We start from the raw sequence: 22899 nt of genomic DNA, 5'->3' as shown, positions 1-22899 counted from the left end.
AGATAGGCAAATGATATAGAGGCTTAGATGCGCTCTTTTAGGTATGCCTCATAATCCGGAATTTCGATTTTTACTTCTTCATTAATCAATGACGAGTTGAACAGAAAGTTTGCTGTAGCACGGTTGGCCGCAACTGGGATGTTCCACACGCTGGCAATGCGCAGTAGTGCTTTTACGTCAGGGTCATGAGGTACGGCATTTAGAGGATCCCAAAAGAACACCAGTACATCGATTTTTCCTTCGGCAATAAGCGCACCAAGTTGTTGGTCTCCACCCATTGGACCACTAATCAAAGGTGATACATCAAGCCCGGTTTGTTTTTGAAGCAAGTGGCCGGTGGTTCCGGTAGCATAAAGTTTATGTTGCTGAAGGGTCTGTTTATTTTCGTTGGTCCATCGCACCAACTCGGTTTTGTAGTTGTCGTGAGCGACAAGTGCGATGTGTTTACTTTGTTTTAGGGTACGTGTTGTTTTGTCCATCGATAGGGTCCTTGATCACATGGATATTTAGTGTCGATATTACTATCAGTATTACTTAGATCAACAACCAATAATGCGACTTTAACAGAATAATTTCGCTAAAATACGGTTTATCACATTTTGCTATGTATTGTTGGGGGAGTGCGCGACGTAACGTCCATACGCGTATGTCAATTCTGCGACGGTTTTGGCGTTGAGCTTTTTCATTAAGCTGGCTCGGTGTACCTCAACGGTGCGCGTTGCAATGCAGAGTTCATCTGCAATTTTTAGATTGCGTTTGCCCTCAACAATGAGCTGCAGAATATCTCTTTCACGGGCTGTTAGGGTATCAAATATCGCTTTGATCATAAGGGCATCAAGGTTGTCTTGAGATACCCTAATACAATCATTGATTGCTTCAATTAGAGCGGCACCATTGACCGGTTTTTGGAAAAAATGTACGGCTCCCGCTTTTAGTGAATCAACCGCCATTGGCACATCACCGTGACCGGTTAGGAAGATCACTGCCAGTGGACTATTGGCCTGTTTGAGGACCTGGTGTACTTGTTGACCTCGTAATTTAGGCATTCGGCTATCGAGAATAACGCAGCCAGCCCTTTGGATATCAACTGAATCCAAAAACTGCTGCCCATCAGCGTAGCTCTTAACGTCAAAATCATGCCCTTCCAACATAAATAGCAGTGAATCACGAACCGATTCATCATCGTCTACAACATACACCGGGAGTGTCTGTGCGATGTTTAACATGTGATGTCCCTATTGAGTTTTTGTCAAAGTAGTATGTGGCAGAGAAATGAGGATTATACACCCGTGCGGCGGGTGGTTATTAATGCTCAATTCACCGTGATGGAATTCAATCACATCACGGCAGATGGCAAGACCCAGTCCCAGTCCATTTTTTTTGGTACTGACAAATGCTTGCACGGGATCTTTAAGGTCAGTACCGCACCCATTATCGAGCACATAGATTTGGACGCGGTCGTTCAAATAGTTGAGTTGGATTGAAATCAAAGCTTGGTATTCAGCGCTAGGCTGAACTTGGTATTCAAGGCAGCTGTCGATTGCATTATTAATAACGTTAACCAGCACTTGTTGTAGGCCTATAGGGTCGCCCACTAGCGGGGTATTGGTACCAGCTTGGCTGAAGGTCAGATTGACATTTGAGCGCTGTAAGCGGTAGTTCAATAACTCAATAGTCTCTTGAATTATGGCCGAAATATCGCAGTTTTCTTTCTCAACATCTCTATTTTTAATTAGGCGGCGCAAACGATTTATGATGCTGTCAGCCCGCTCGACCTGAGCTTGAATCTTTTCAAATACAGGTATGATTTCTGCAGTAGGTTTATTTTTAGTAAGCCTTATCAACCCGCCCTCACTGTAGTTTCGGATTGCGGCCAGTGGCTGGTTTATTTCGTGTGCTAGGCTACTTCCAAGTTCTTGAACCATAGTCATTCGTTGGGAGTGCTCTAACATTTCGCTCTTCTCTTTGAGGCGATTTGCGGTTTGTTCAAGGGCCGCCTTGCTTTTGCTAAATCGATATTCCAGATAGAAATGATAGATATTTAGTATCACGATAAATAGAAATATTGACCAAGCCCAGAGTTGATTCAAGGTTAACCAACGCAATGTTTCTTTCCATAGTGGTTCTTGTAAAGGGTGGATAGATAACCCTTGATAGAGCTTATCTACAGATAACTGACTGATGGGCGAGGTCCACCCCGACGCGCTGGCTGCAATCGCTGCTGGAGAATCAGGGGGCATCGCCAGCATTGCAGTTGAGATAGCTTTGGCGAGGCTTACCGAGCCTTTCTCTGTTTTTGCTAGCGACCAATTGGGATATAACTCTGTGGAGACTTGGCAGTGGAACAGCGCATTCGGTTTTTTATTGATAACCCTAAAATCATCAATATTAAGTAGGCCTTCTTTATGCATGTTTTCCAGTAAGCAGACCGGAACGACTGAGGCTTGAATTATACCGTCTCGTAGCTGGTACAAGCTGGTATCAACTGGAAAGCCTATAAATTGAACATCGCTAAAAAAGTAATCGAGATTGATGTGTTGTTGCAATAGCTGATACTTCAATGTCAGATAGCCACCAAACGCTTGCTCTGATACGGCGCCTATAGGTTTGCCTGCAATATCGGCAAGGGTTTTATAAGGGGAATTGGCTCTCACCACTAGCGCAGAACCGATACCGTAGTTGGTTTTATTAGGCAGACGAGTGGTCAATGTCGCTATCCATGACAACGCATATTGTCGTCCTAATCGGACTGCTTGCCCGGGGTTAGTTAACACAAAATCCATTGTTTTCTCTTTTACCGCTTTGGTCAATTGGTACTGATCCAACGGATGAAGAACAAAGTTAACCTCAGGTATCTTGTTATTTAAGTAGTCAACGGTAGGTTGCCAGCGGTGCTCTGCGTGCAGGTTGCCACGGATAGTGAGTACGCCAATATCAACATCGGGCTTGTCAGCCCTTGCTATAGAGCAAGCGAGTATGGTGGTGACTAAAAGAAAAGTCTTGATGCAAATATGAGTGAGTTTACTGTTCATTTAAGGGCTTCTTTGGCGCAAAACCTCTTGGCAAGAGCCTGAGGTCAGTATTGTTTCAGATCAATATTGCACTGAGTATGTGGAAAACCACTATATCTGATAGAGAGGGCAAATCCCATAATAATAACCTATTCCAATAATTGAAGTAGGTAAAGAATGGATACTACCAAACGGCGTTTCTTGAATGCGGTTGTGGCCGGAGCGGCTATTATTCCTGTCGCAGGAATGAGCACTGCAATGGCTAACCCGATTGTACGCAATAACAATCAACCCGATCGTAAAGGCCAAACGGGTAAGCGTTATGCGATGCTTATCGACCTACGTAAATGTATTGGGTGCCAAGCCTGCACTGTTGGATGCAGTATTGAAAACCAGACTCCTATCGGTCAATTCCGTACTACCGTCAAACAATATGAAGTGACTTTAGATGATGGCTCAACCCAACATCAAGAAGTTAAATCGTTTATGTTGCCGCGCTTATGTAATCATTGTGATAACCCGCCTTGTGTAAAAGTCTGTCCTGTACAAGCGACCTTTCAGCGTGATGATGGGATAGTGATGGTTGATAACAAGCGTTGTGTAGCGTGCGCCTATTGTGTGCAAGCGTGTCCGTATGATGCTCGCTTTATAAATGAAGAAACCCTTACCGCAGATAAATGCACGTTTTGCGCCCATAGATTAGAAGATGGTTTGCTTCCTGCTTGTGTCGAAACCTGTACTGGTGGGGCGCGCATTATTGGTGATATTAATGACCCTAATAGTCACATAAGTCAGCTGATGGCAGAGCATCAACACGATATCAAGGTGCTAAAGCCAGAGGCAAAAACTATCCCGCATGTATTTTATATTGGTATGGCTGAACGCTTTACCAGCCATATCGATGGGCAGGCGGCAATCTACGCTCCGCAAGGTGAGAAAGCATGAACATCACCGAAGTTCTAGTACCAGCACAGGCTATCGCTTGGCTGCCGTGGGCTGCTCAATATTTTCTTTATATTGGCTCAGCGTATGCCGCAGCTATCTTGTTTTTAATTGCGCTGTTGTTTAACAAGCATACCAGTCATCGATTGCGCGCAGCATTGGTGTTGACTATGGCCATCAGTGCGATTGTCGGCCCTCTAGCACTGACCGCTGACTTACATCAACCAGGCCGTGCTTGGCATTTCTATACCCATTTAACAACTTGGTCATGGATGTCCCTAGGATCACTATTTTTGCCATGTTTTTCGGCGCTTGCAGTGATTACAGCTTGGCTCTATCTACGCCATGATTTGATGCAATTCAAACAGCATAATAGTAAAGCACTAAGGTTGCTTTCTAGATTAACGTTTGGCCAATGGGCAACGACTCACACCCAACTTTTAACGGCTTCGATTTTTAGTTGTATTGCCGGGTTATCTATTGCCCTTTACACCGGTGCTGAGATTTCAGTGGTTGCGGCGCAGCCTTTGTGGCATCAGTTGGCTTCACCAATGTTGTGGTTTATTACTGCCTTTTTGGGCGCAATTGGGTTTACGTTAGTCATGTGGTTATTGATTCCTCGCTCACAACAGGAGAACACAATGACTATGACTGACGTGAGATTGCTAAAGCACACCTCGATATCTAGCGGTCTATTGGCGGGGGTATTGACCTTTATTTGGGCACTAAATAACGGGAATTTAGCGCTATTTGAAGACCCAACATGGCTTGGTTGGATCATCTTGTGGGGACTAACTCTGTTTAGTATGTCACTGGCATCAATCGCCTTATTGCGTGGAGAAATTACCAATAGCAAAGTGATATGTTTGGCGCTATTGGCACTGCTAGCTTGCTGGATTACGCGTTGGGTAACCTTAATCGAGGTGCAAACGATACCTAAGTATGATGTTGGGCCTTATCCATACAGCCTGTCTTTGGGTAGCAATGGACTACTGGGCATTATCGGCATGCTAGGCCTGTGGATAGCGCTTGCGATCGCGAGTACTGCGCTGGTTCAAACGGCTTCTTCTCACATTAAAATTAACCATAAATAGGACTTGGTCATGGATAATAAACGACGTCAGCTTTTGAAATCGGGTCTTGCTGTTGGAGGCGTTGGAGCTTTTGCGGTAGGTTATGCTAATACAGCCAAGCATATGGTTAAAGGTGTTACTGAAGGAACATCTGGAGAAAAGACCAAGCACATTCATCATGGTAATTCTCTAGAAACAGAATACAAAGTAAATAGTAATGGTAATTTGATACCAAATCCTAATCAGCGCGTAGCACCATCAATGTGTTTTGGCTGTTGGACTTTATGTGGTTTAAGGGTTCGCATTGACAACCGCAGTGATGAGATTCTGCGTATCAGTGGTAATCCATACCACCCTTTATCACATATTGAGCAGATCCCATTTGAGACCCCGGTTAAAGATGCCTACTTAGGACTGGCGGGTGAGTCAGGTCTTGAAGGGCGTTCAACGGCGTGTGCGCGTGGTAATGCGATGTTAGAGATAAGAAATAGCCCATATCGTATCACTCAGCCGTTAAAAAGAGCGGGTAAACGTGGAGAAGGAAAGTGGCAGCCAATTAGCTATGAACAACTATTAGAAGAAGTAGTTGAAGGTGGCGACCTATTTGGTGAAGGGCATGTTGAAGGGCTACGTGACATCAGAGATATTAACACGCCATTAGACCCGCAAAACCCAGAATTTGGCCCAAAATCAAACCAGTTATTGATGACCAACGCCGGTAGTGAAGGGCGAGATGACCTGTTTAAACGCTTTGCCTTTAATAGCTATGGTACGCGCAATTTTGGACACCATGGTTCTTATTGTGGCTATTCTTTCCGTGCTGGTAGCGGTGCATTTATGAATGATCTGAGCAAATTCGCTCACTTGAAGCCAGATCTGTCTAATACTGAGTACGCCATCTTTATTGGTATGTCACCAGCGCAAGCGGGTAATCCATTCAAGCGTCAGGCTCGCCAACTGGCTAAGGCCCGTACTGAGGGTGGATTAGAATATACGATAATCACACCTAGCTTGCCTGCTGGTTCTTCTAGCTTAGCTGCGGGCGATAACAATCACTGGTTACCAATTAAGCCTGGCAGTGATTCTGCGTTAGCACTGGCGATGATTCAGTGGATTATCCAATCGAAGCGGTATAATAAAACCTTCCTGGCTCAACCAGGTGTCAACGCGATGCAACAAGCAGGCACAGCGCATTGGTGTAATGCTACGCATCTTGTGATCAGCGACGAATCACATCCAAGAAATGGTAGCTTTTTAAGAGCGTCAGATATGGAAATGCCGTTTGTAGGACAGCCGCATACTGACTCTGACCCTTATGTGGTTGTAAATGCGAACACGGATGCATTTTCTCTGCATACTCAAAATGATGAAGCGCAGCTGTTTGTGGAGCGTTCAATTACGCTTGGTTCACAACAGGTTGTGGTTAAGAGTTCAATGCAGCGCCTAAAAGAAGAGGCGTTTCGGTTTGATTTAGATTTCTATAGCGCGCAATGCGATATCTCGGTTGAGAAAATTATTGAGCTTGCGACACGCTTTACAAGCCACGGCACTCGGGCGTCGATTGATACCCACGGTGGCACTATGCATACCAATGGTTTCTATACGACTTATGCAATCGTGATGCTTAATGCGATGATCGGTAATATAAATATGAAAGGTGGCGTGATGGCAAAGCCAGGTGGTTATCCAACATCTGGTGCTGGACCTCGTTACGATTTCACTAAATTCAAAGGTAAAGTTGCACCAAAAGGTGTGTTTTTATCTCGAAACAAATTCCCATATCAAAAATCAAGTGAATATAAGCGCCGTGTTGCCGCAGGTGAATCCCCATATCCGACTCGCGCACCTTGGTATCCTATATCTGCGCCTTTACTGACCGAGCACCTTTCTGCTGCAATTGATGGTTATCCGTATCGTGTTAAGGCATGGATTAATCATATGGCAAACCCAATGTATGGGGTTCCAGGACTTAAGGCATTGCTTGAAGATAAGTTAAAAGATCCTAAGCAGTTGGGTTTGATTGTATCTGTTGATGCCTTTATTAATGAAACCACAACCCTATCTGATTATATTGTTCCAGATACAGTGACCTATGAAAGTTGGGGCACCACGTCGCCATGGCATGATGTGCCGACTAAGACTATTACGGCGCGTTGGCCTATTGTTGAACCTAAAACGGCCAAAACTGCAGATGGCAGGTCGATCTGTTTAGAGAACTTCCTGATTGATGTGGCTAAGAAGATGGATCTTGGTGGCTTTGGTAAAGAGGCGATCCAAGACAGTAAAGGCCAATGGCATGACCTGAACAGTGCGGAAGACTTCTATCTTCGTTCTGCCGCAAATCTTGCGTTTGCTAAAGGCGGAGTACCGGATGTTAGCGCGGAGGATATTGCTTGGTCTGGTTTAGAGCGTCTACTACCAGCTATGAAGAAAGCATTGTCACCAGAAGAGCTATCACGAGTTGCGTTTGTGTTATCTAGAGGCGGTCGTTTTGAGAATGCGACACAAGCCTATAAAAAAGATCAGCTTAATCACAAATGGACTCGCCCAGTCGCTATCTGGAACGAGAAAATGGGTACGTCACGAAATACGATGACAGGTGAGCTATATAGTGGCTGTCCAACCTGGTATCCACAGCGCCTAGCGGATGGCACACCTTTAGAGGAGAAATTTGATTCCCAAAATTGGCCATTTAGTCTAACCAATTTCAAATCCAATATTCATAGTTCCATCTCAAATTTATCACCAAGAATGAACTCCATCAAAGGTGAGAATCCAGTATATATTCACCCGCAAGATGCGCAGGCTCAGGGAATCGAAACTGGGGATCGCTTTGTGGTTGAAACGCCAACCGCTAGCGTGACTGCTGTGGCAATGTTAGTCGATGGTATCAAAAGAGGTACCCTTGGATTTGAGCATGGTTTTGGACACACTGAGTTAGGCCAGCGTTCACACTGGATAGGTGATAAGCAACAGCCGATCAATATGCGAAGCATGGATGGTGTGAACATCAATGACGTTGGTTTGATAGACCCTACCCGTAAAGGAAAAGGCGTGGTATTAGATTGGGCTGTTGGTGGGGCAGTACGTCAATCTTTACCTGCGAGAATTCGTAAGGCATAAGTCGTTTCTTAATAAAAAGGCCACTTAGGGAGAAATTCTCCCTAAGTGGCCTTTTTATGATTACTTAGGTTTTCTATGTAGGAAGATTGTCGAGGACAGATATAATTTTTTGTAAATTGAATAACAATTTACGATCGTGCTTGTATGCACGTTCGATCTGAGGTGAGATTTTTAGTCAATAAATCAGAATGTCTGTAAGTGTTTGTTTTTGATGTGTTTTATTGGTTTAGATCAAGGGTGATCAACTTGCTAGAACGTCATTAATGAAAATCTAATTTGCATGATTAGTCATGAGCGCTTCACCAACCTAAGCGTATAATCAACCTGAGCGAAATTTTATCCGGTTGTTCTTTTTGAATGCATCACTTCATTAAATTACATGGATAACTTTGCTGTTTTCCCTAAGTTGACCTAAAAATTGTCATGATTCATAGAATTTGAAGTGGCTACTCGAATGTTGAGAAGTGTGATTGCACTAATAAAAGCACGCATCATATATGTAGCGACTATTCTATAAATATAGCGATTGGAACTGATGATAAAGCAACAAGTCATCAAAAGCGTTTCGGTTCGCTTGCTAGAGACAATGAAAATCTGATGGTTACAATCAGCAACGCTACTATTTCATATAAGATGTTTATCTAAGAGAGTTCAACAATGACCAAGCGAGAAGTATTGATAAAATCTGCGTTATCACGTGTACCGAAAGATGCTATTAATCAGTTTATCGCTCGTGGGACAACTCGCTTTCCTGTACTTATTTTAGCTGCAATCGTCGGTATTATTGCTGGGCTTGTTGGCACCTATTTTCAGGTTGCTGTTCATTTTGTTTCTGAGACTCGAACCGATTGGTTGAAGAGCGAATTAAGTAGCGCCTTGCCGTTATGGTTAGCGGCTATCCTTATCAGTGGCGGTCTTGCTTTTGTGGGTTACTTCTTAGTAAACAGATTTGCTAAAGAAGCTGCTGGCTCAGGTATTCCAGAAATTGAAGGTGCAATGGACAATATCCGTCCAGTGCGCTGGTGGCGCGTGATACCAGTGAAATTTATTGGCGGTATGGGTGCATTGGGCTCTGGTATGGTATTAGGCCGAGAAGGTCCAACTGTACAGATGGCCGGTGCCGTTGGTCGTATGGTTACTGACATTTTCAGAATTAAAGATGATGATACTCGTCATTCATTGTTGGCATCTGGCGCAGCCGGTGGTCTTGCGGCGGCATTTAATGCACCCCTTGCCGGTATCATGTTTGTGGTTGAAGAGATGCGCCCTCAGTTTCGTTATTCTTTGATCTCTATCCGCGCTGTTATTATCTCGGCTATTTTATCAAATATTGTATTTCGCTCTATTATGGGGCAAGAAGCGGTAATCACAATGCCGCAATACAGCACGCCTGAACTCAACTCTTTATGGTTGTTTTTATTGCTCGGTGGATTGTTCGGTTGTATCGGTGTTTGTTTCAATAGATTGATCACGTTTTCACAAGATAAGTTCGCAGCCCTGCATAAGAATGACCGCAAACGTTATCTTATTACCGGTTCGGTAATTGGTGGTACGTTTGGCTTGCTGTTGCTTTACCTCCCAGAATTAACGGGTGGTGGTATTGAGCTTATCCCAGAGATTACTAATGGTAGCTTTTCTATTTCAATGCTGGCTCTACTGTTTATTGGCCGAGTTATCACTACGCTTATCTGTTTTGGTTCCGGTGCGCCAGGCGGTATCTTTGCCCCGATGTTGGCGCTAGGCACCTTATTCGGATATAGCTTTGGTTTGATTATCCAAAGCTATTTCCCAATCCCAGGCTTAGAGCCGGGTATGTTCGCGATTGCTGGTATGGGGGCGCTGTTCGCAGCTACCGTTCGCGCACCGATAACGGGTATCCTGTTGGTTATAGAGATGACCAATAACTATTATTTGATATTGCCTTTGATTATTACTTGCCTAGGGGCTGTAATGGTAGCCCAAATGTTGGGTGGTCAACCAATCTATAGTCAACTGCTACATAGAACATTAAAAAATGCCAAGTTGCAGCAAAAAGACCTCCCAGGAAACAATTAGCTTCTCGAATAAGCTGGTGACTTTTGCTACATTTGCCACATCAAAGATAACAGGATTAACTAATGAATAAAGCTGTCGTGATTTTCAGCGGTGGTCAAGATTCGACTACATGCCTGGTTCAGGCCTTGCAACAGTACGATGAAGTACATGCGATTACTTATGATTATGGTCAGCGCCATCGCCAAGAGATTGAAGTTGCTAAGGCTGTTGCTAAAAAACTGGGTGTAAAAGCACATAAAGTGATGGATGTGACACTGCTAAATGAGTTGGCTGCCAGTTCACTAACTCGTGATGATATTGCGGTGTCCCATGAATTGCAGGATAACGGATTACCAAATTCTTTTGTTCCAGGGCGCAATATCTTGTTTCTTACTTTGGCCGGTATCTACGCATATCAAGTTGGGGCTAAGACCTTGATTACAGGCGTATGCGAAACAGACTTTTCTGGTTATCCCGATTGTCGTGATGAGTTTGTTAAGTCGATGAACTCGGCTTTAGCTCTGGGTATGGATTATCAATTAGAGATCAAAACGCCATTGATGTGGTTAAACAAGGCTGAAACGTGGGCAATGGCTGATCACTATGCGTCTCTTGAGCTAGTAAAAAATGAAAGTTTAACCTGTTATAACGGCATTGTTGGTGCGGGTTGCGGAGACTGCCCTGCATGTTTGCTTCGCGCCAATGGTCTCAAAGACTATCTAGATAATAAATCTAAGATAATGGACGATTACCTTAACAAAGCGTAAATACCGTCCATAATTAACTTGATATTGACGCCCTATATTTATTTATAGGGCGTTTATTGTTTCTGAACTAACATGCATTTTATTTATACGTAAACCAAAGTTCATTGCTTTCGCTACTTACCACTTTTTTATGATATTTAGTGAAATTAAGGCACATGAGTGATGGTATTCTAATTAATAGATTATATTAAACGGTATTATTACCATTATGTTAAAAGAACTCGTTCTATTTAAATATATTTATGAGGGTGACAGCTTTAGAGATTCAGCCCAAAAGGCAGGAACTTCTATTGCTACGCTCTCTAGAGCAATTACCGCCCTTGAAGAAGATTGTGGTAAAAAGCTATTCATTAAAGATGGTATAAAAAACACACCTACAACTGAAGGTCGCGCTCTATATTATAGTATTGTAGATAATCTATTTAATATTAACCATGAGTATGAGTTATTTAGGAAAAGCTCCCCTCAAGTTAAGTTATTGAAGCCAATTCAATTGCATAGTGATATATTTTTCAAATTATTACATGATGAAGAACTGCTTGGAGAAAACTTTTCTTTTAGAGAGGTGAACAACTACCCAGCAAGAGAGAAAGTCTATTCGGACTTGTTGATTGGAGAACTCGACCTATTTATTGATAAGGTACCAATAAAAGATAGACGCTATACCTGTCAGAAGTTATCTTCATTTGAGTTAGTGTTTGTTTATTCTAAAAAACACCATACATCTAACATTAATATTAGCGATGAAAGATTGGTCAAGCTAAAGTGGCTAGATGATTACAACGAAAAATTCGTAGCTAACCCCAAAAGTGGCGATTATCTTATTGATAGCGTGATTTCATTTTATGAAATTATTAGAAACTCTAAGTATGTAGGCATTGTGTCAAAAGAGCGTGCTGCAAGCCTAGATGAGAATGAATTTTACGTGTCAGATGTTATGGGTAGTGTCGATCTGTACTTGATTGTCGCCAATAGAAACCTAGTCAATAAGGATATCCTGCAATGGATTATCGAGAAAGTTAAATCCTCTGCTATAACACTAATCTAGTTTATCCAAAGAGAAGGCTATGATTGATAACATGCCAGTGGTTATTTTTCTGGTTGATACTGTTTAGTGCGAATTTGCTGGTCGATGGGGTGTCATACATCTTTTCGAGTACTAACTTAGCTAATTTCTTATTTTTTATATAATTGGTTAACTTTGTTAAGAGATGAATATAAAACTTGGAGTGTTTTTTATCCTGCTTGTGATTTACGCCCAGTGTTCCGGTATAAGGGCTATGAATATTAATGTTCGCTATTTTTCGCATGGTTGGTTGCTTACCAGCTAAAAATAAATAGACGCAGCTGGAGTTACAATAGGTTTCTACTAGTGTATGCCAGTGTTTTTTGTGGATAAAATCAGATATTTTTAACGCTTCTTCAAAATAACCACCATTAGATTGCAAAACAACAGTAGAGATATCGAGGTTAGTAGTAGATATATATTTTTTAAACTTATGATACTCATGGTTATTTATGTCACCATTAATAACTAGGGTATATCTATTGCTACCTTTCATCTTATAGGAATGATATTCAGCACTTAATGCATGATTTGAGATCAAGACTACGATTAGAATGAAGATTATTTTGTAAATCCTTGTACTCAAAAAATCTGTTGCTTTCATATTACCCGAACCTAAGAATCGGTTCGAAAAGTAATAAACTTCCATTTTAGTTTATCGAACCGTGAGTTGTAGGGTGTTAATAAAATGGATAACACACCTTACCGCGTACTCACTTTTATACTTACCTAATACCCAAAGATACATGAAACAAGCTGTTACACTCCTTTTGAGCGATCAATCGCACACTTTTAATCTTTATAATTTCGCGGTTTAGTGACGCGCTAACCTGCTCGAAGATAAGTGAAGGCATAAAAAAACACCCTTGGAATAGGGTGCTAGGATAGATGTATTAGTGATGGTTAAAGCGGTTAACGACTTGCCACAACGGATTGATTACCATTCAATGTTAGAGCCATCAAATACCTTGAAACTGCCTGATTGCTCTAGGGTTAAGCTCTGCGCTTGATGGATGATACCACTGACACTTTGTTGCGGGGTGAAGGTCGCATCTTCTCCACCCATATCTGTTTTTACCCAGCCCGGATGGACCGCAAGGGTTTTTATCCCGTACTGGCTCAGGTTGCGCGCTGCCGATACTAAGATCTGATTAAGCGCGGCTTTTGAGGTGCGATAGCTATACATATTGCCTGAGCCATTGTCACCAATGCTAGCAACGCGACTTGAGATACCCACGATAGTTTTGTGCTCGCTGCTGGCAACGTTGTTGTACAGCATTTGAATAAGCAGGGCAGGAGCAACAGTATTAATGTTTAGTACCTCTAACCAGTTCACTTGTGTCATATTTCCCAAAGTGGAACATTCCGTACCCAGCACACCAGCGTTAAGGACTAGATGGTCAATGGCTTGCCCTGTAAGTACGGCGCCTAATTGATTGATACTGGTCTCATCTGTTACATCAAGTTGCAGTATTTCAACGTTGCCATTTTGAGCAAGCTTGTTTAGGGAAGTCGCATTTTCAGGGTCTCGGCAAGCGGCTAATACGCGCCACCCCTTGCTAAGATATTGTTGAACAAACTCTAGCCCTAGACCACGATTAGCACCGGTAATAAGCGCGACAGACATGTATACCTCACATAAATTTGTGTATTTAATATTGAGACTGAGCTTATCTGATTGCTTGTAGATATAAAGAGATCACCTAAATAACTCCTTAGCATTCGATAATGTCGAATATTCTATTGTCAGCTACGTAGGAATAGCTGGGCAAAATGACGTAATTTGGCTGGAGTCAGTTGTGTTGCGGAACCACTTATTCCAGCAACTGCGGCTAATTTTCCATCAGCATACAAAGGGATAGCTAGGCAATTTAATCCCCGCTCTGCTCGCTCAAGATCGAGGGCGAAACCCTGTTGTTTGACGATTTTAAGTTCATTTTCTAGTGAATCAGGCATTTTATCTAAGCGGCGAAGGGTGCGCTTTAAATCGTCATTAAGGGCTAAGAAAACCTTACCTATGGCTGAGGTTGTGAGTCCTTCTCTGTTTCCACGAGGGCTATGGATAGTCAGCGGGTTGGATTGCTCGATAGCGTCGATATATAAGTATTCTTGAATACCACTTTGCACGGCTAAGTACGCGGTATTGTTACTTAATTGAGCCATTTTTTGGAGTAATGGATTGAATTGTTGACGGATCTTTTCATCTTTCTGCTCTAGCGGTTTAGATAGTTCACGAAATCTCAATCCTAGGCTGTATCCGTGCTGCTCTTTTGTGACGTAACCCAATGCATGTAAGGTCGCTAATAAACCATGCACTGTGGTTTTGTTTAATTCAACAGCACAACTAATACTGTGCAGTGATAGGGGCAGGTTACTGCGAGACAGTATTTCTAGTATTGTGGGTATCACCTTATGCCGACCAAGTATAAGGATAAACAAACAATGATTAATAAAGATGAATTAGCTAGCAAGCTTATTACAAAGGGTAGTGTTATCACTACTGAAGAGCTTCACTTTCTAGAAAGCGTAGGCATCAAACAAGTAGCATTAAGCGTATTTATTGGTAAAGATTACAATACAGTGAGGAGATTTTTAGATGAGTAGCCCCCACTCCTTTACAACTACAATGGGTACATTCAATTTCAGAGTTATACAACCTAGCAACTTTCACCCCTCTCATGACACTATCAGTATTAACGTAGCAAGCAATAACCCTAACTATGTAAGCGCTATGACGATAGAGCTACAGCGCCTAGCAGAGCAACGTTTAACCCCTTCTATGAGCGTTTACGATATATCTAACAACGTATTCCTTGATGTAGAGTTATTAGAGCCGTCACTATCTTACAAGCTATGGCAAGGGATGACGCTAGATTATGCAGAGACACAAATCCTGAAAGCTTGGAATGTTAGCCCTAGACAACGAGAAGCATTTACTAAGATGACTCTCAAGCAGGTAGAGAGATTTTTTCTATGAGATATAACCAAGATTTTAAGCCAGTACTAGCACGTAAACAACGCTGGCACGATTACAAGCTAGGTACAGATTACGATATGCTTTACGGTAAAGTGAACGGCTTCAATTACATGTATACCACTTACAACCTTACTGAGCTACCAACCTTACCAGAAGAGCTACAAATTATCATTGAAGCAAAGGTAGAAGATGGTAGCGCAGTATGGGAAAGAGATTTTAATATCAACTTCAACAACAATCGTACAGACGTATACGGCAACCCTTCACCTCTACCTCAAGACGCTGATATAGAAGCTAGTGCTAGACGGTATACATCTCTCTCAGCTAAAGAGAAGTTCTACAGAAAACACTATCAAGGTATCGAGCCTCAAGCCTAAAAGTACTCCGTGTGGCCGACTCGTTTACGTTTCGTACAACAAACTATTTCTAGTTGGTGATGGTTGTTTAAGGTTGACCTCCATAGATGAATATTCAATACTCCGTGATAGATAAGTCTATTTCGGAGTTTTTTATTATGAGTAATACCAAGGCAATAAGTTACATACGATTCTCTACAAAGCGTCAATCTATGGGTGATAGTGAGAGGCGACAAGATGCGCTAATACAAGAGGCTTGCACTAAACACGGTTGGGAAATAATCGACCACTATAACGACCTAGGGCAAAGTGCCTTTAAGGGTACACACCTTGACGGTGAGTTAGGTGAGTTGATATCTAATCTTAAGAAAAGCCATTATCCAGAAGGGACAGTACTAGTTATTGCTGAAACTGACCGATTAAGTCGGTTAGACCCTAGACAAGCTCGTAAGGTAATAGGAGAGATTTTAGAGCATGTAGACATTCACATAGTTAAGTTAAACGCTACATTCTCGAACAAAGGCGAGTACGATTTCGGTGCAGATATCCAACTGATGATTGCTCTTAAATTGAGTAATGATGAATCTAAGCAGAAGAGTGAGCGTATAACCTCCACTTTTAAGAAGAAGAAGCAGGCCATAGTTAACGGTGAAGAGATGATACAGAGCCGTTATTTACCTTGGTGGATTGATGTGCAAGGTGATAAATACGTACTTAACCGTTATGCAGATATAGCTAGACGTATTATTGCTTTACGTCTACAAGGTATGGGGCAAAACACCATCACTGACACCATACGAGAAGAATTCACAGAGACACCACCAAGTATTGCTACTTTTGATACTGCTAATGTTAGGATATTTTTTACTAACATTTCTATGTACGGCTCTTACAAGATGACAAGGCCGTTTACCCTTCAAGAGAAGGAAATAAGACAAGCCCAAGGTTTACCAGTAGGACACTACAGCAGGCCGTTTACTGAGGTTGAGAATTTCTTTCCACCTTTAACCGATAAAGACACTTTTGAGCTACTGCAAAAGATATCTAGTAAGCGAGTAATCAAAGGTGGACGTACTAAACAATTCAACAATCCTCTACGTGGATTAGCGATATGCTCTAACTGTGGAAAAGCTATCAGTGTTAAATCAGTGGCAGGTAAAGGGCATGTACGTGGACTTTGTACTGTACGAGTACTAGATAGTAACCGTTGCAGTGAGCCTACCTTCAGGATGTTTGAATTCACAGACGTGCTACTACGCTCAATAGCGCACGTTAAATTTAGCGATACGGGCATAGATGAAGATGATTTACAACAGCTTCACTTATTGAGGACATCCATTGAAGAAGAGATACAAAACAGCTTAGACGCTCTAGGAAAGCTACCAAGCAACCTACAAGGGCAGATGCTGAGTAATGTAGCAACTAAGCAGGAACAACTCGATAACGTGGTAGAGAGGCTTACAGCCCTTAATTATAAGGCAAAGCTAGCCAGTGATAACACTCTCACCAACCTTGAAGGAATGGCACTGAATACAGCCAAGGCAAGAGAGGACGTTAATAATAAATTACTGTCAGTACTTACCAAGGTTGTTATTAACTCTACAAAGCGCACCTACAGCATTTATTTCAAGAATGGCGAAGTGATAAGCAAGCTATCAATGGATGGTGGTTCAATGAGTGAGCTGTACGAAGAAGTTAACAGGGTGGATGAGCCTGTAATAGACGATTTCATAAATGATTAACCAATGCTGTCTAGCCTCCTTCATAGGGGGCTTTTTTATACCTACTACATAGTGTTATACGCTTCAGACATAACAGGTATAGATATGAGTCATTGGCACTGTTACAGGTTAATACGTACTATAGCTACATCGACAAACGATACAAACTTTATTAATAACACAGGAGAAAATAATTATGAATACTACACTGAACAAAAATGTAACCGACCTAGGCGAGATGAGCATTACTATTAAGACAGATTCACTTTCTGATTTACTATGGTACATCACAGAGACCGTTATATTTAAGACGGACACTAAGCTACACATTAATTCTTTATCTGTTTGCCATGAAGAAAATAAAGCTTATTTTGATTTAGGTTATTGCGATAATAGTGCCGTGTTTATCATTTCAGATTTCTACGAGCATACCATTAAGGATATGGTTAAAGAAGCTTACGAGCAACTTTCTTACTGAGCCTTTAGAGCTGGGTATCACATTAGTAGAATAAAGGATTAACCTTTCTGCATATCCTCACTTGATAGTGGGGTTTTTTTGTATGTGCTACCCCATTACATCCCTTGATGCAACACTTTTATCTTGACTTGTCTAAGTGATTCCTACATAATACCCAACACAAGCCAAGAGGCTAACCCAAAATTACGCACCGAGGAGGTGTACCAACAACAACAATGAGGAGATAATGAAATGCCTAAAGCCAAGCGACCAACCCGCCAAGATTACCTACTGACAGCAATCAAACAGTACAACAAAGTAACAAACAAAAGCGTTTACGCAATCACAGTCGATTACGATAAAGCTAGCAAGCACATTACCTTCACTATCAACGGTGAGATGGCTAGCATTGATTACCCAAGCAATAAAGAAGCATTCGACAATAGCCGTAAACGATGGAGAATTATTAAGGCACTGTTTACTGAGGTGTTCGGTAAAGCTGAAGAGCCAACGATTGAGCCAGAAGAAGAGCCAACGATTGAGCCAGAACCAGAGCCAACCTTCGAAGAATTGCTAGAGAAGCTGAAGAAATCCCAAGCTGAGACTCAGAAGAAGTTAAACGAAGAACGAGCTAGGCTTGATGAAGAAGCGAAAAAGTATACCACTAGTGAAATGTTCGACCGTTTTCAAAACTTAACCTTTAGATTTAATCGTAAAGAGAATACGAAAATTGAAGAGCCAGAAGAAGATTTATGTGAAGTACAGGAGGCTTTAAATTTCTTCTCAATCACAGAAGAAGAGGAGGCAACTATCACATGGAAAGAAGTATGCAAACGTAAGAAGAAGTTAGCTATAAAGTACCACCCTGATAAAAATAAAGGAGATGATATTTTAATGCTAAAAGTTAACACTTACTTTGATATCTTAGAGAAAGCTTTCACTGGCACTAAGAAAGAATATCTACCTGACTTAAAGAAACCTACTACTCTTCTAGAAGCTTTCCATCTATTTGGTATAACAAAAGAGGAAGCATTATCAGGGCAGATAACACTAAAAGCGTTTCAAAAGATATACAAAAGTTATGCGGTAAGATATCACCCTGATAAATTTAATGGTAACAACACTAATATGATAGCTATCAACACGGCTAGAGATTTAATTAATAAAAAGAGGAGGAAATAAAGCCTAGCACCTCTTCAGAGCGTCCCTGTGACGCTTACCGTCATAGCTTAACCCAATTGTACCCCTATCAGATTAAACACGTCTCACGTAGTGCTATAGCACTCTGTGGGCTTACTGTACCCATAATACACAGATGAGCTACTTTGTGATTGTTCTCTCTTATCAATGGGAGTCGATAACTACCCCTATTAGCTCTCACAGCCTACCTAGATTAAACGATAGCACTATTAGGCAAGGCAATGTACCAGTAAAGCGCAACAGCCCTCCTACAGCGTCACAGGTAGCTATCTATAGCTTTATCCCTAGAAGCTCTCACAGCCTACCTAGATTAAACGATAGCACCATTAGGTAGGGCAATGTACCGCTATACCCTGCAACAGCCCTCCTACAGCGTCTCAGGTAGCTATCTGTAGCTCTATCACAATACATTTACTTGGTATTGCTAGTGTGCTCATCTTGATATAAGATAATCGACCGCACAAACAGGGCTAACTTTGACCTAGCGGTCTACAGTGTAACCCTGTCACCTCAATTGTTATAAAATGTATACAAAATGTTACAAAGCCCCTTGATAACTCCTTGATATCTTTTTAGTTAACATACCTGTAACATTTACCTTTTTAGAAAACCTAAACAGCTTACTACACATACCAATAAAACATAAAACGATACAGCCAACCTACTATACCCACCTACAACCAACCCCCACAACCAACCTATGCAGTTACCCTACTTAGTTATCCACAGGCTAAGTCATTGATACAGCTACCTTTATAATTACTTATGTTCTTATCTACTTAGTTATCCCCATAGTTGTCTAAGTGATATCTGCATAGTAACCTTTACCCCTACTATAGTGGGCATACTCTAAGGGGTTATAACTACTACACCAACTACACAGACACTGTTACAGAAATGTTACATAGATTACTACATAGCCATATTAGGAGAGTTCTAAATAGGTATCTGTATTTCATTTTTATGTAGATTTAGATGTGGGGCTGTAGGGGAGTGTTTAGCACCTAGGCGTATACAGAGAAGTATACAAGTAAGAATCTATACAGTACTTACTTATACAGCCAGATATCTATACAGTATTTCTACACAGCTACACTACACAGCTACTACAACGGTTTAACTGTATAGCGGGAGGGGGTATACAAGGAGTATAGAGGGGGTTATTAGAGGTGTTAGGTGGTAAGTGGAGTATTAGGTAGGCTTACGGTATAGAAGGGCTTACAGAGGCTTCTATAGAGGAGGGTTAAAGATGTTGTATAGATTGTTATACAATGGGGCATACTCTTCTATAACTATAGGGGTGGGTATAGATAGATACTGTATAGATGGATAGATACTGTATAGATAGATAGAGTTATCTATAATGAATATGTTTATGTGGATTACCTTCTATTCACTTACTTGGTTATAGCTAGCTAGATAGATGACTAGTATAGCTGTAGAGGGATATCTATCTTTATAGTAGTGCTATAGAGCCTATACAGTTCTCACTATCTAGTGGGGCATAATACTTCTATCTCTATAGTCCCCTGTTACAGGTAGTCATTTAGTTGATATGGTTATGCTTCTCTCTTCTATGAGGTTATGCTTTATCATCTATGTAACAGCTACACAGTATACCTACCTAATGTACCTACCCCGTATAGATTCATAGATAAAGCTGTAACCCTAGTAGGGGGTAACCAGATGAGAATCATCCCCCCATACAGATAGAACTACATAGACAGCTATACAGTAGGTGAGGTAGTTAGATTCTCTTATGTGTTTGTGTGGGTACTGTATGGTTGTAGGTATCATGTAGCTACCTAGGTTAGCTGTATGGATATCGTTATAGGTTTACGAATGGAGAGAGGAGGGATAAACCAGAGACCGACATAGTTACTTTTCCTATAGCCTCTAGAGTGGGGTCGATAGCTCTTAGTATAACGTCTTTTTCAGTATCTGTCAAATTTATTTTCATTTATTTAATATTTAATTTTATTTCCCTTCTATTTCAATTACTTATAGCACTACTTTCTAGCTAAAAATAGCTTACTTTGTAGTTATTTCGTGTCGTTTGGGCTTGGTTCTTAGTGTAACTCCTTTGGTTATTGTAGTAATTATTTCTTTATTGTAGTAAAAAGTACAACAAAAAGCTTGACGTGGATGTTAGAAAAGTGTACAATAGTATACATGGTGATAACTCAAACTAACTTTAAGGATTACAAATCATGAGTACATTTCAATTCAATACTGCATTACTAACACACGAGCATTTAGACGGCTTAAGTTTTGCAACCAAGTTTCTATATCAATACCTAGCGTCTGAAGCTTCTAAAGAACAAGCTTTCCAGAATTTAAACGGCAACCTAGATAAGAGGATAGCTACCCCTGTTAGAGTCTCTCAGAGAGACATGGAGAAGCTTCTAGGCATTTCCCTTAAGACTATCAGCAATTCTATTAAAACGCTGGAGAAGCGCAATCTAGTTCGTCTAGAAGGTACAACAAAGAACCAACTCCTTTATGTTATGCCTTTAGTATCTAAAGTGAGAGAGTACAACGATAGTAACATTCTTGTAGCTGAGACCTCTTACGATTGGGAATAACCCTTTTTATTTAACTGTAGGTTGTCTAACAGATATCTACTTACCTAACTACTAACTATAGGAGAAGAATTTTTGAATATTTCAAATAGCCTTAAACGATACACAGCCACAAGCCCTACGGGTGAAGAGAAGAAAGGTTTATACCCGTTCGACTACATACGCAAACTAGATTTACCTCACCCTCTACAGGCGTTAAGAGAGTTCTTACGTAAAGATGAGCTGTCAGTGAATGGGCATTACATGCTTGCAGAAGACACACCTAAGCGAATGGGAGTTAAACCAAACAAAGACCTACTCATTACCTTAAACCTACAACCAGAAATCTAAACAGAAGGAGAAGAATTTGAACTACCAACAAAAACATAAACTAGGAGAGCTAACCTGTAAGCCAACAAAAGATATGATTGAAAAATACAAACCTTTAGTTAAGAAGCTTAAGGCTCAGAAGAAGAAAGATTACGCTACAGCTCAAAAGGCTTTAATAGGCTACAAACAATCTGATTACGCAATGTATTAGATGCTCAGTAATACCCCCTAAATTAGCCCCCTACAGCGTCACCCTTAGCAATCTATCAAGTTAACCCCTAAGACGGCTCACAGCACGGTTATAGAGCCTCCTATACCCCCTGAGGGGCGCACAATAGCCCCGAATATCATCATCAATAAGTGAAACGCTACATAACCCCTACAAACAGGAGATAATTAAATGAATTTACATACCCCTAAGCAACATCGAAAAGCAGTAACAAGTAGAGAGAAAATACAATCCATAAAATTTCAGAGACACTTTAAATTCGATAAACGTAAAAACTATACCTGCATTGTACCTGAATCTTATGCGTTCATGAGTAAGGTTAAGCTAGAGAAGATTGACACAGATACGGTAACAGTAGCAGGACGGGAAATCAGCAAAGAACAATTCATGAAGGACTTCACTTTCGTAAAGAATATCACTGAAAATACTAAGAAGACGCTACAAAAATACAGCAACAATTAAAATGTTGCATAAATGTTAAAGAAATGTAAAATAATTGTATTCAGGGCTTTACAAGTCCGTAACAGTATGGTACAATACTAATAGTGGGAGAAGAAAGTAAAAAAGCTTCTTTCACATACTACAGCGGTATTGCACCGCATCATTTATTAAAAATGGTAGTGGAAATTCCTTGGAAGGTACTTCTACAAATCTAGCTCAATATATATCTTTGATAGTACTTAATTTATAGAGATTATCTCATCCTAGTCTCTATCATTAAGCATTATTAGTCATAAGGCTTCAAAAATAAACGGAATAACTTACTTATCATATGTTATTTCAATATTACCCTGTTTATCTTATCGGTTTAGTAGTCTTTAAGTTTTAAGGGTAATACATTTAAGTTGAATATATACCACTCCAATGGTTAGCAATAAAAAAACTAGGTTAGTTACCTAACAACGCCAGTTATTAGTAAAAGGTTTTTTCATCTCCTTATTGTTCTTACTTTACTATTTTAGAAGCGTTACTTATTCCTTTATTTAAGTTGAAATAATACAAAGTTTATCTAGCAGATTTCTTACCTCTTCTGTTAACTAGATAAGCTTTTT

General features: G+C 40.9%; 22 protein-coding genes. 16 read left to right on the top strand and 6 right to left on the bottom strand.

From position 1 onward, the window contains the following. Window positions 1-23: 23 nt before the first annotated feature. The 3 genes from OCU28_RS15310 to OCU28_RS15300 form a co-directional block, all read right to left on the bottom strand. On the bottom strand, window positions 24-479 hold the full coding sequence (locus OCU28_RS15310; RefSeq protein WP_261817753.1) for a methylglyoxal synthase: 456 nt from the start codon (window positions 477-479) through the stop codon (window positions 24-26). 123 nt (window positions 480-602) lie between these two features. Then, on the bottom strand, window positions 603-1226 hold the full coding sequence (locus tag OCU28_RS15305) for a response regulator transcription factor (protein WP_261817752.1): 624 nt from the start codon (window positions 1224-1226) through the stop codon (window positions 603-605). Between the two features lie 9 nt (window positions 1227-1235). Beyond that, window positions 1236-3032, bottom strand: coding sequence for a sensor histidine kinase (locus tag OCU28_RS15300; RefSeq protein WP_261817751.1), 1797 nt, complete (start codon window positions 3030-3032; stop codon window positions 1236-1238). Window positions 3033-3188: 156 nt separating this feature from the next. On the opposite strand from OCU28_RS15300, the gene dsrO reads away from it, so the two are divergent. From dsrO to OCU28_RS15270, 6 genes are all read left to right on the top strand, one after another. Next, window positions 3189-3956 carry a sulfate reduction electron transfer complex DsrMKJOP subunit DsrO gene (gene dsrO, locus OCU28_RS15295; protein WP_261817750.1) on the top strand — a complete coding sequence of 256 codons (768 nt, stop codon included), beginning with the start codon at window positions 3189-3191 and terminating at the stop codon, window positions 3954-3956. After that, window positions 3953-5047, top strand: a complete 1095-nt coding sequence (gene nrfD / locus OCU28_RS15290) for an NrfD/PsrC family molybdoenzyme membrane anchor subunit (RefSeq protein ID WP_261817749.1) — start codon at window positions 3953-3955, stop codon at window positions 5045-5047. Before dsrO ends, nrfD begins: the two co-directional genes overlap by 4 nt. A gap of 9 nt (window positions 5048-5056) precedes the next feature. Further along, window positions 5057-8149 (top strand): tetrathionate reductase subunit A, encoded by a 3093-nt coding sequence (locus OCU28_RS15285; RefSeq protein ID WP_261817748.1) that lies wholly within the window; start codon window positions 5057-5059, stop codon window positions 8147-8149. A gap of 657 nt (window positions 8150-8806) precedes the next feature. Further along, on the top strand, window positions 8807-10204 hold the full coding sequence (gene clcA, locus OCU28_RS15280) for a H(+)/Cl(-) exchange transporter ClcA (protein WP_261817747.1): 1398 nt from the start codon (window positions 8807-8809) through the stop codon (window positions 10202-10204). 62 nt (window positions 10205-10266) lie between these two features. Further along, the gene (gene queC / locus OCU28_RS15275) at window positions 10267-10950 is read left to right on the top strand and encodes a 7-cyano-7-deazaguanine synthase QueC (protein WP_261817746.1); all 684 of its coding nucleotides are present in this window, start codon (window positions 10267-10269) and stop codon (window positions 10948-10950) included. A gap of 208 nt (window positions 10951-11158) precedes the next feature. Then, window positions 11159-11998, top strand: coding sequence for a LysR family transcriptional regulator (locus OCU28_RS15270; protein WP_261817745.1), 840 nt, complete (start codon window positions 11159-11161; stop codon window positions 11996-11998). 1 nt (window position 11999) lies between these two features. Here the strand turns inward: OCU28_RS15270 and OCU28_RS15265 are convergent, their stop codons facing one another. The 3 genes from OCU28_RS15265 to OCU28_RS15255 all read right to left on the bottom strand — a co-directional run bounded on the left by OCU28_RS15265 (window position 12000) and on the right by OCU28_RS15255 (window position 14425). Next, window positions 12000-12620 carry a hypothetical protein gene (locus OCU28_RS15265; RefSeq protein ID WP_261817744.1) on the bottom strand — a complete coding sequence of 207 codons (621 nt, stop codon included), beginning with the start codon at window positions 12618-12620 and terminating at the stop codon, window positions 12000-12002. A 333-nt stretch (window positions 12621-12953) separates the two neighbouring features. Continuing rightward, entirely contained in the window at window positions 12954-13643 is a 690-nt protein-coding gene (locus OCU28_RS15260; RefSeq protein ID WP_261817743.1) for an SDR family oxidoreductase, read from the bottom strand. 119 nt (window positions 13644-13762) lie between these two features. After that, on the bottom strand, window positions 13763-14425 hold the full coding sequence (locus OCU28_RS15255) for an IclR family transcriptional regulator (protein ID WP_261817742.1): 663 nt from the start codon (window positions 14423-14425) through the stop codon (window positions 13763-13765). 33 nt (window positions 14426-14458) lie between these two features. Between OCU28_RS15255 and OCU28_RS15250 the strand changes: the two genes are divergently transcribed. From OCU28_RS15250 to OCU28_RS15205, 10 genes are all read left to right on the top strand, one after another. After that, window positions 14459-14620 (top strand): hypothetical protein, encoded by a 162-nt coding sequence (locus OCU28_RS15250; RefSeq protein ID WP_261817741.1) that lies wholly within the window; start codon window positions 14459-14461, stop codon window positions 14618-14620. A 127-nt stretch (window positions 14621-14747) separates the two neighbouring features. Then, window positions 14748-14993 carry a hypothetical protein gene (locus OCU28_RS15245; protein ID WP_261817740.1) on the top strand — a complete coding sequence of 82 codons (246 nt, stop codon included), beginning with the start codon at window positions 14748-14750 and terminating at the stop codon, window positions 14991-14993. Further along, the gene (locus OCU28_RS15240) at window positions 14990-15370 is read left to right on the top strand and encodes a hypothetical protein (protein WP_261817739.1); all 381 of its coding nucleotides are present in this window, start codon (window positions 14990-14992) and stop codon (window positions 15368-15370) included. The genes OCU28_RS15245 and OCU28_RS15240 overlap by 4 nt, the downstream gene beginning before the upstream one ends. A 137-nt stretch (window positions 15371-15507) precedes the next feature. Then, complete coding sequence (locus OCU28_RS15235; RefSeq protein WP_261817738.1) at window positions 15508-17091, top strand: recombinase family protein; 1584 nt, start codon at window positions 15508-15510, stop codon at window positions 17089-17091. A 175-nt stretch (window positions 17092-17266) separates the two neighbouring features. After that, a complete protein-coding gene (locus OCU28_RS15230) occupies window positions 17267-17548 on the top strand; it encodes a hypothetical protein (protein WP_261817737.1) in 282 nt (93 codons plus the stop codon). A 231-nt stretch (window positions 17549-17779) separates the two neighbouring features. Continuing rightward, the gene (locus OCU28_RS15225; protein ID WP_261817736.1) at window positions 17780-18709 is read left to right on the top strand and encodes a hypothetical protein; all 930 of its coding nucleotides are present in this window, start codon (window positions 17780-17782) and stop codon (window positions 18707-18709) included. Between the two features lie 2228 nt (window positions 18710-20937). Beyond that, complete coding sequence (locus OCU28_RS15220; RefSeq protein ID WP_261817735.1) at window positions 20938-21312, top strand: helix-turn-helix domain-containing protein; 375 nt, start codon at window positions 20938-20940, stop codon at window positions 21310-21312. 72 nt (window positions 21313-21384) lie between these two features. After that, on the top strand, window positions 21385-21639 hold the full coding sequence (locus OCU28_RS15215; protein WP_261817734.1) for a hypothetical protein: 255 nt from the start codon (window positions 21385-21387) through the stop codon (window positions 21637-21639). A gap of 16 nt (window positions 21640-21655) precedes the next feature. Then, on the top strand, window positions 21656-21829 hold the full coding sequence (locus OCU28_RS15210) for a hypothetical protein (RefSeq protein WP_261817733.1): 174 nt from the start codon (window positions 21656-21658) through the stop codon (window positions 21827-21829). A gap of 189 nt (window positions 21830-22018) precedes the next feature. Continuing rightward, window positions 22019-22309, top strand: a complete 291-nt coding sequence (locus OCU28_RS15205; RefSeq protein WP_261817732.1) for a hypothetical protein — start codon at window positions 22019-22021, stop codon at window positions 22307-22309. The last annotated feature ends 590 nt before the right edge of the window (window positions 22310-22899 follow it).

Source organism: Vibrio gallicus (genome assembly GCF_024346875.1).
Taxonomy (GTDB): Bacteria; Pseudomonadota; Gammaproteobacteria; order Enterobacterales; family Vibrionaceae; genus Vibrio; species Vibrio gallicus.
The sequence above is the reverse complement of the archived record's forward strand: the minus strand, read 5'-3'. Positions and strand labels throughout refer to the sequence as shown.

Excerpts from the sequence above, each read along its gene's own strand:
- OCU28_RS15310 (WP_261817753.1), bottom strand. The coding sequence starts at position 479 with ATGGACAAAACAACACGTACCCTAAAACAAAGTAAACACATCGCACTT.
- OCU28_RS15305 (WP_261817752.1), bottom strand. The coding sequence starts at position 1,226 with ATGTTAAACATCGCACAGACACTCCCGGTGTATGTTGTAGACGATGAT.
- OCU28_RS15300 (WP_261817751.1), bottom strand. The coding sequence starts at position 3,032 with ATGAACAGTAAACTCACTCATATTTGCATCAAGACTTTTCTTTTAGTC.
- dsrO (WP_261817750.1), top strand. The coding sequence starts at position 3,189 with ATGGATACTACCAAACGGCGTTTCTTGAATGCGGTTGTGGCCGGAGCG.
- nrfD (WP_261817749.1), top strand. The coding sequence starts at position 3,953 with ATGAACATCACCGAAGTTCTAGTACCAGCACAGGCTATCGCTTGGCTG.
- OCU28_RS15285 (WP_261817748.1), top strand. The coding sequence starts at position 5,057 with ATGGATAATAAACGACGTCAGCTTTTGAAATCGGGTCTTGCTGTTGGA.
- clcA (WP_261817747.1), top strand. The coding sequence starts at position 8,807 with ATGACCAAGCGAGAAGTATTGATAAAATCTGCGTTATCACGTGTACCG.
- queC (WP_261817746.1), top strand. The coding sequence starts at position 10,267 with ATGAATAAAGCTGTCGTGATTTTCAGCGGTGGTCAAGATTCGACTACA.
- OCU28_RS15270 (WP_261817745.1), top strand. The coding sequence starts at position 11,159 with ATGTTAAAAGAACTCGTTCTATTTAAATATATTTATGAGGGTGACAGC.
- OCU28_RS15265 (WP_261817744.1), bottom strand. The coding sequence starts at position 12,620 with ATGAAAGCAACAGATTTTTTGAGTACAAGGATTTACAAAATAATCTTC.
- OCU28_RS15260 (WP_261817743.1), bottom strand. The coding sequence starts at position 13,643 with ATGTCTGTCGCGCTTATTACCGGTGCTAATCGTGGTCTAGGGCTAGAG.
- OCU28_RS15250 (WP_261817741.1), top strand. The coding sequence starts at position 14,459 with ATGATTAATAAAGATGAATTAGCTAGCAAGCTTATTACAAAGGGTAGT.
- OCU28_RS15245 (WP_261817740.1), top strand. The coding sequence starts at position 14,748 with ATGACGATAGAGCTACAGCGCCTAGCAGAGCAACGTTTAACCCCTTCT.
- OCU28_RS15240 (WP_261817739.1), top strand. The coding sequence starts at position 14,990 with ATGAGATATAACCAAGATTTTAAGCCAGTACTAGCACGTAAACAACGC.
- OCU28_RS15235 (WP_261817738.1), top strand. The coding sequence starts at position 15,508 with ATGAGTAATACCAAGGCAATAAGTTACATACGATTCTCTACAAAGCGT.
- OCU28_RS15230 (WP_261817737.1), top strand. The coding sequence starts at position 17,267 with ATGAATACTACACTGAACAAAAATGTAACCGACCTAGGCGAGATGAGC.
- OCU28_RS15225 (WP_261817736.1), top strand. The coding sequence starts at position 17,780 with ATGCCTAAAGCCAAGCGACCAACCCGCCAAGATTACCTACTGACAGCA.
- OCU28_RS15220 (WP_261817735.1), top strand. The coding sequence starts at position 20,938 with ATGAGTACATTTCAATTCAATACTGCATTACTAACACACGAGCATTTA.
- OCU28_RS15205 (WP_261817732.1), top strand. The coding sequence starts at position 22,019 with ATGAATTTACATACCCCTAAGCAACATCGAAAAGCAGTAACAAGTAGA.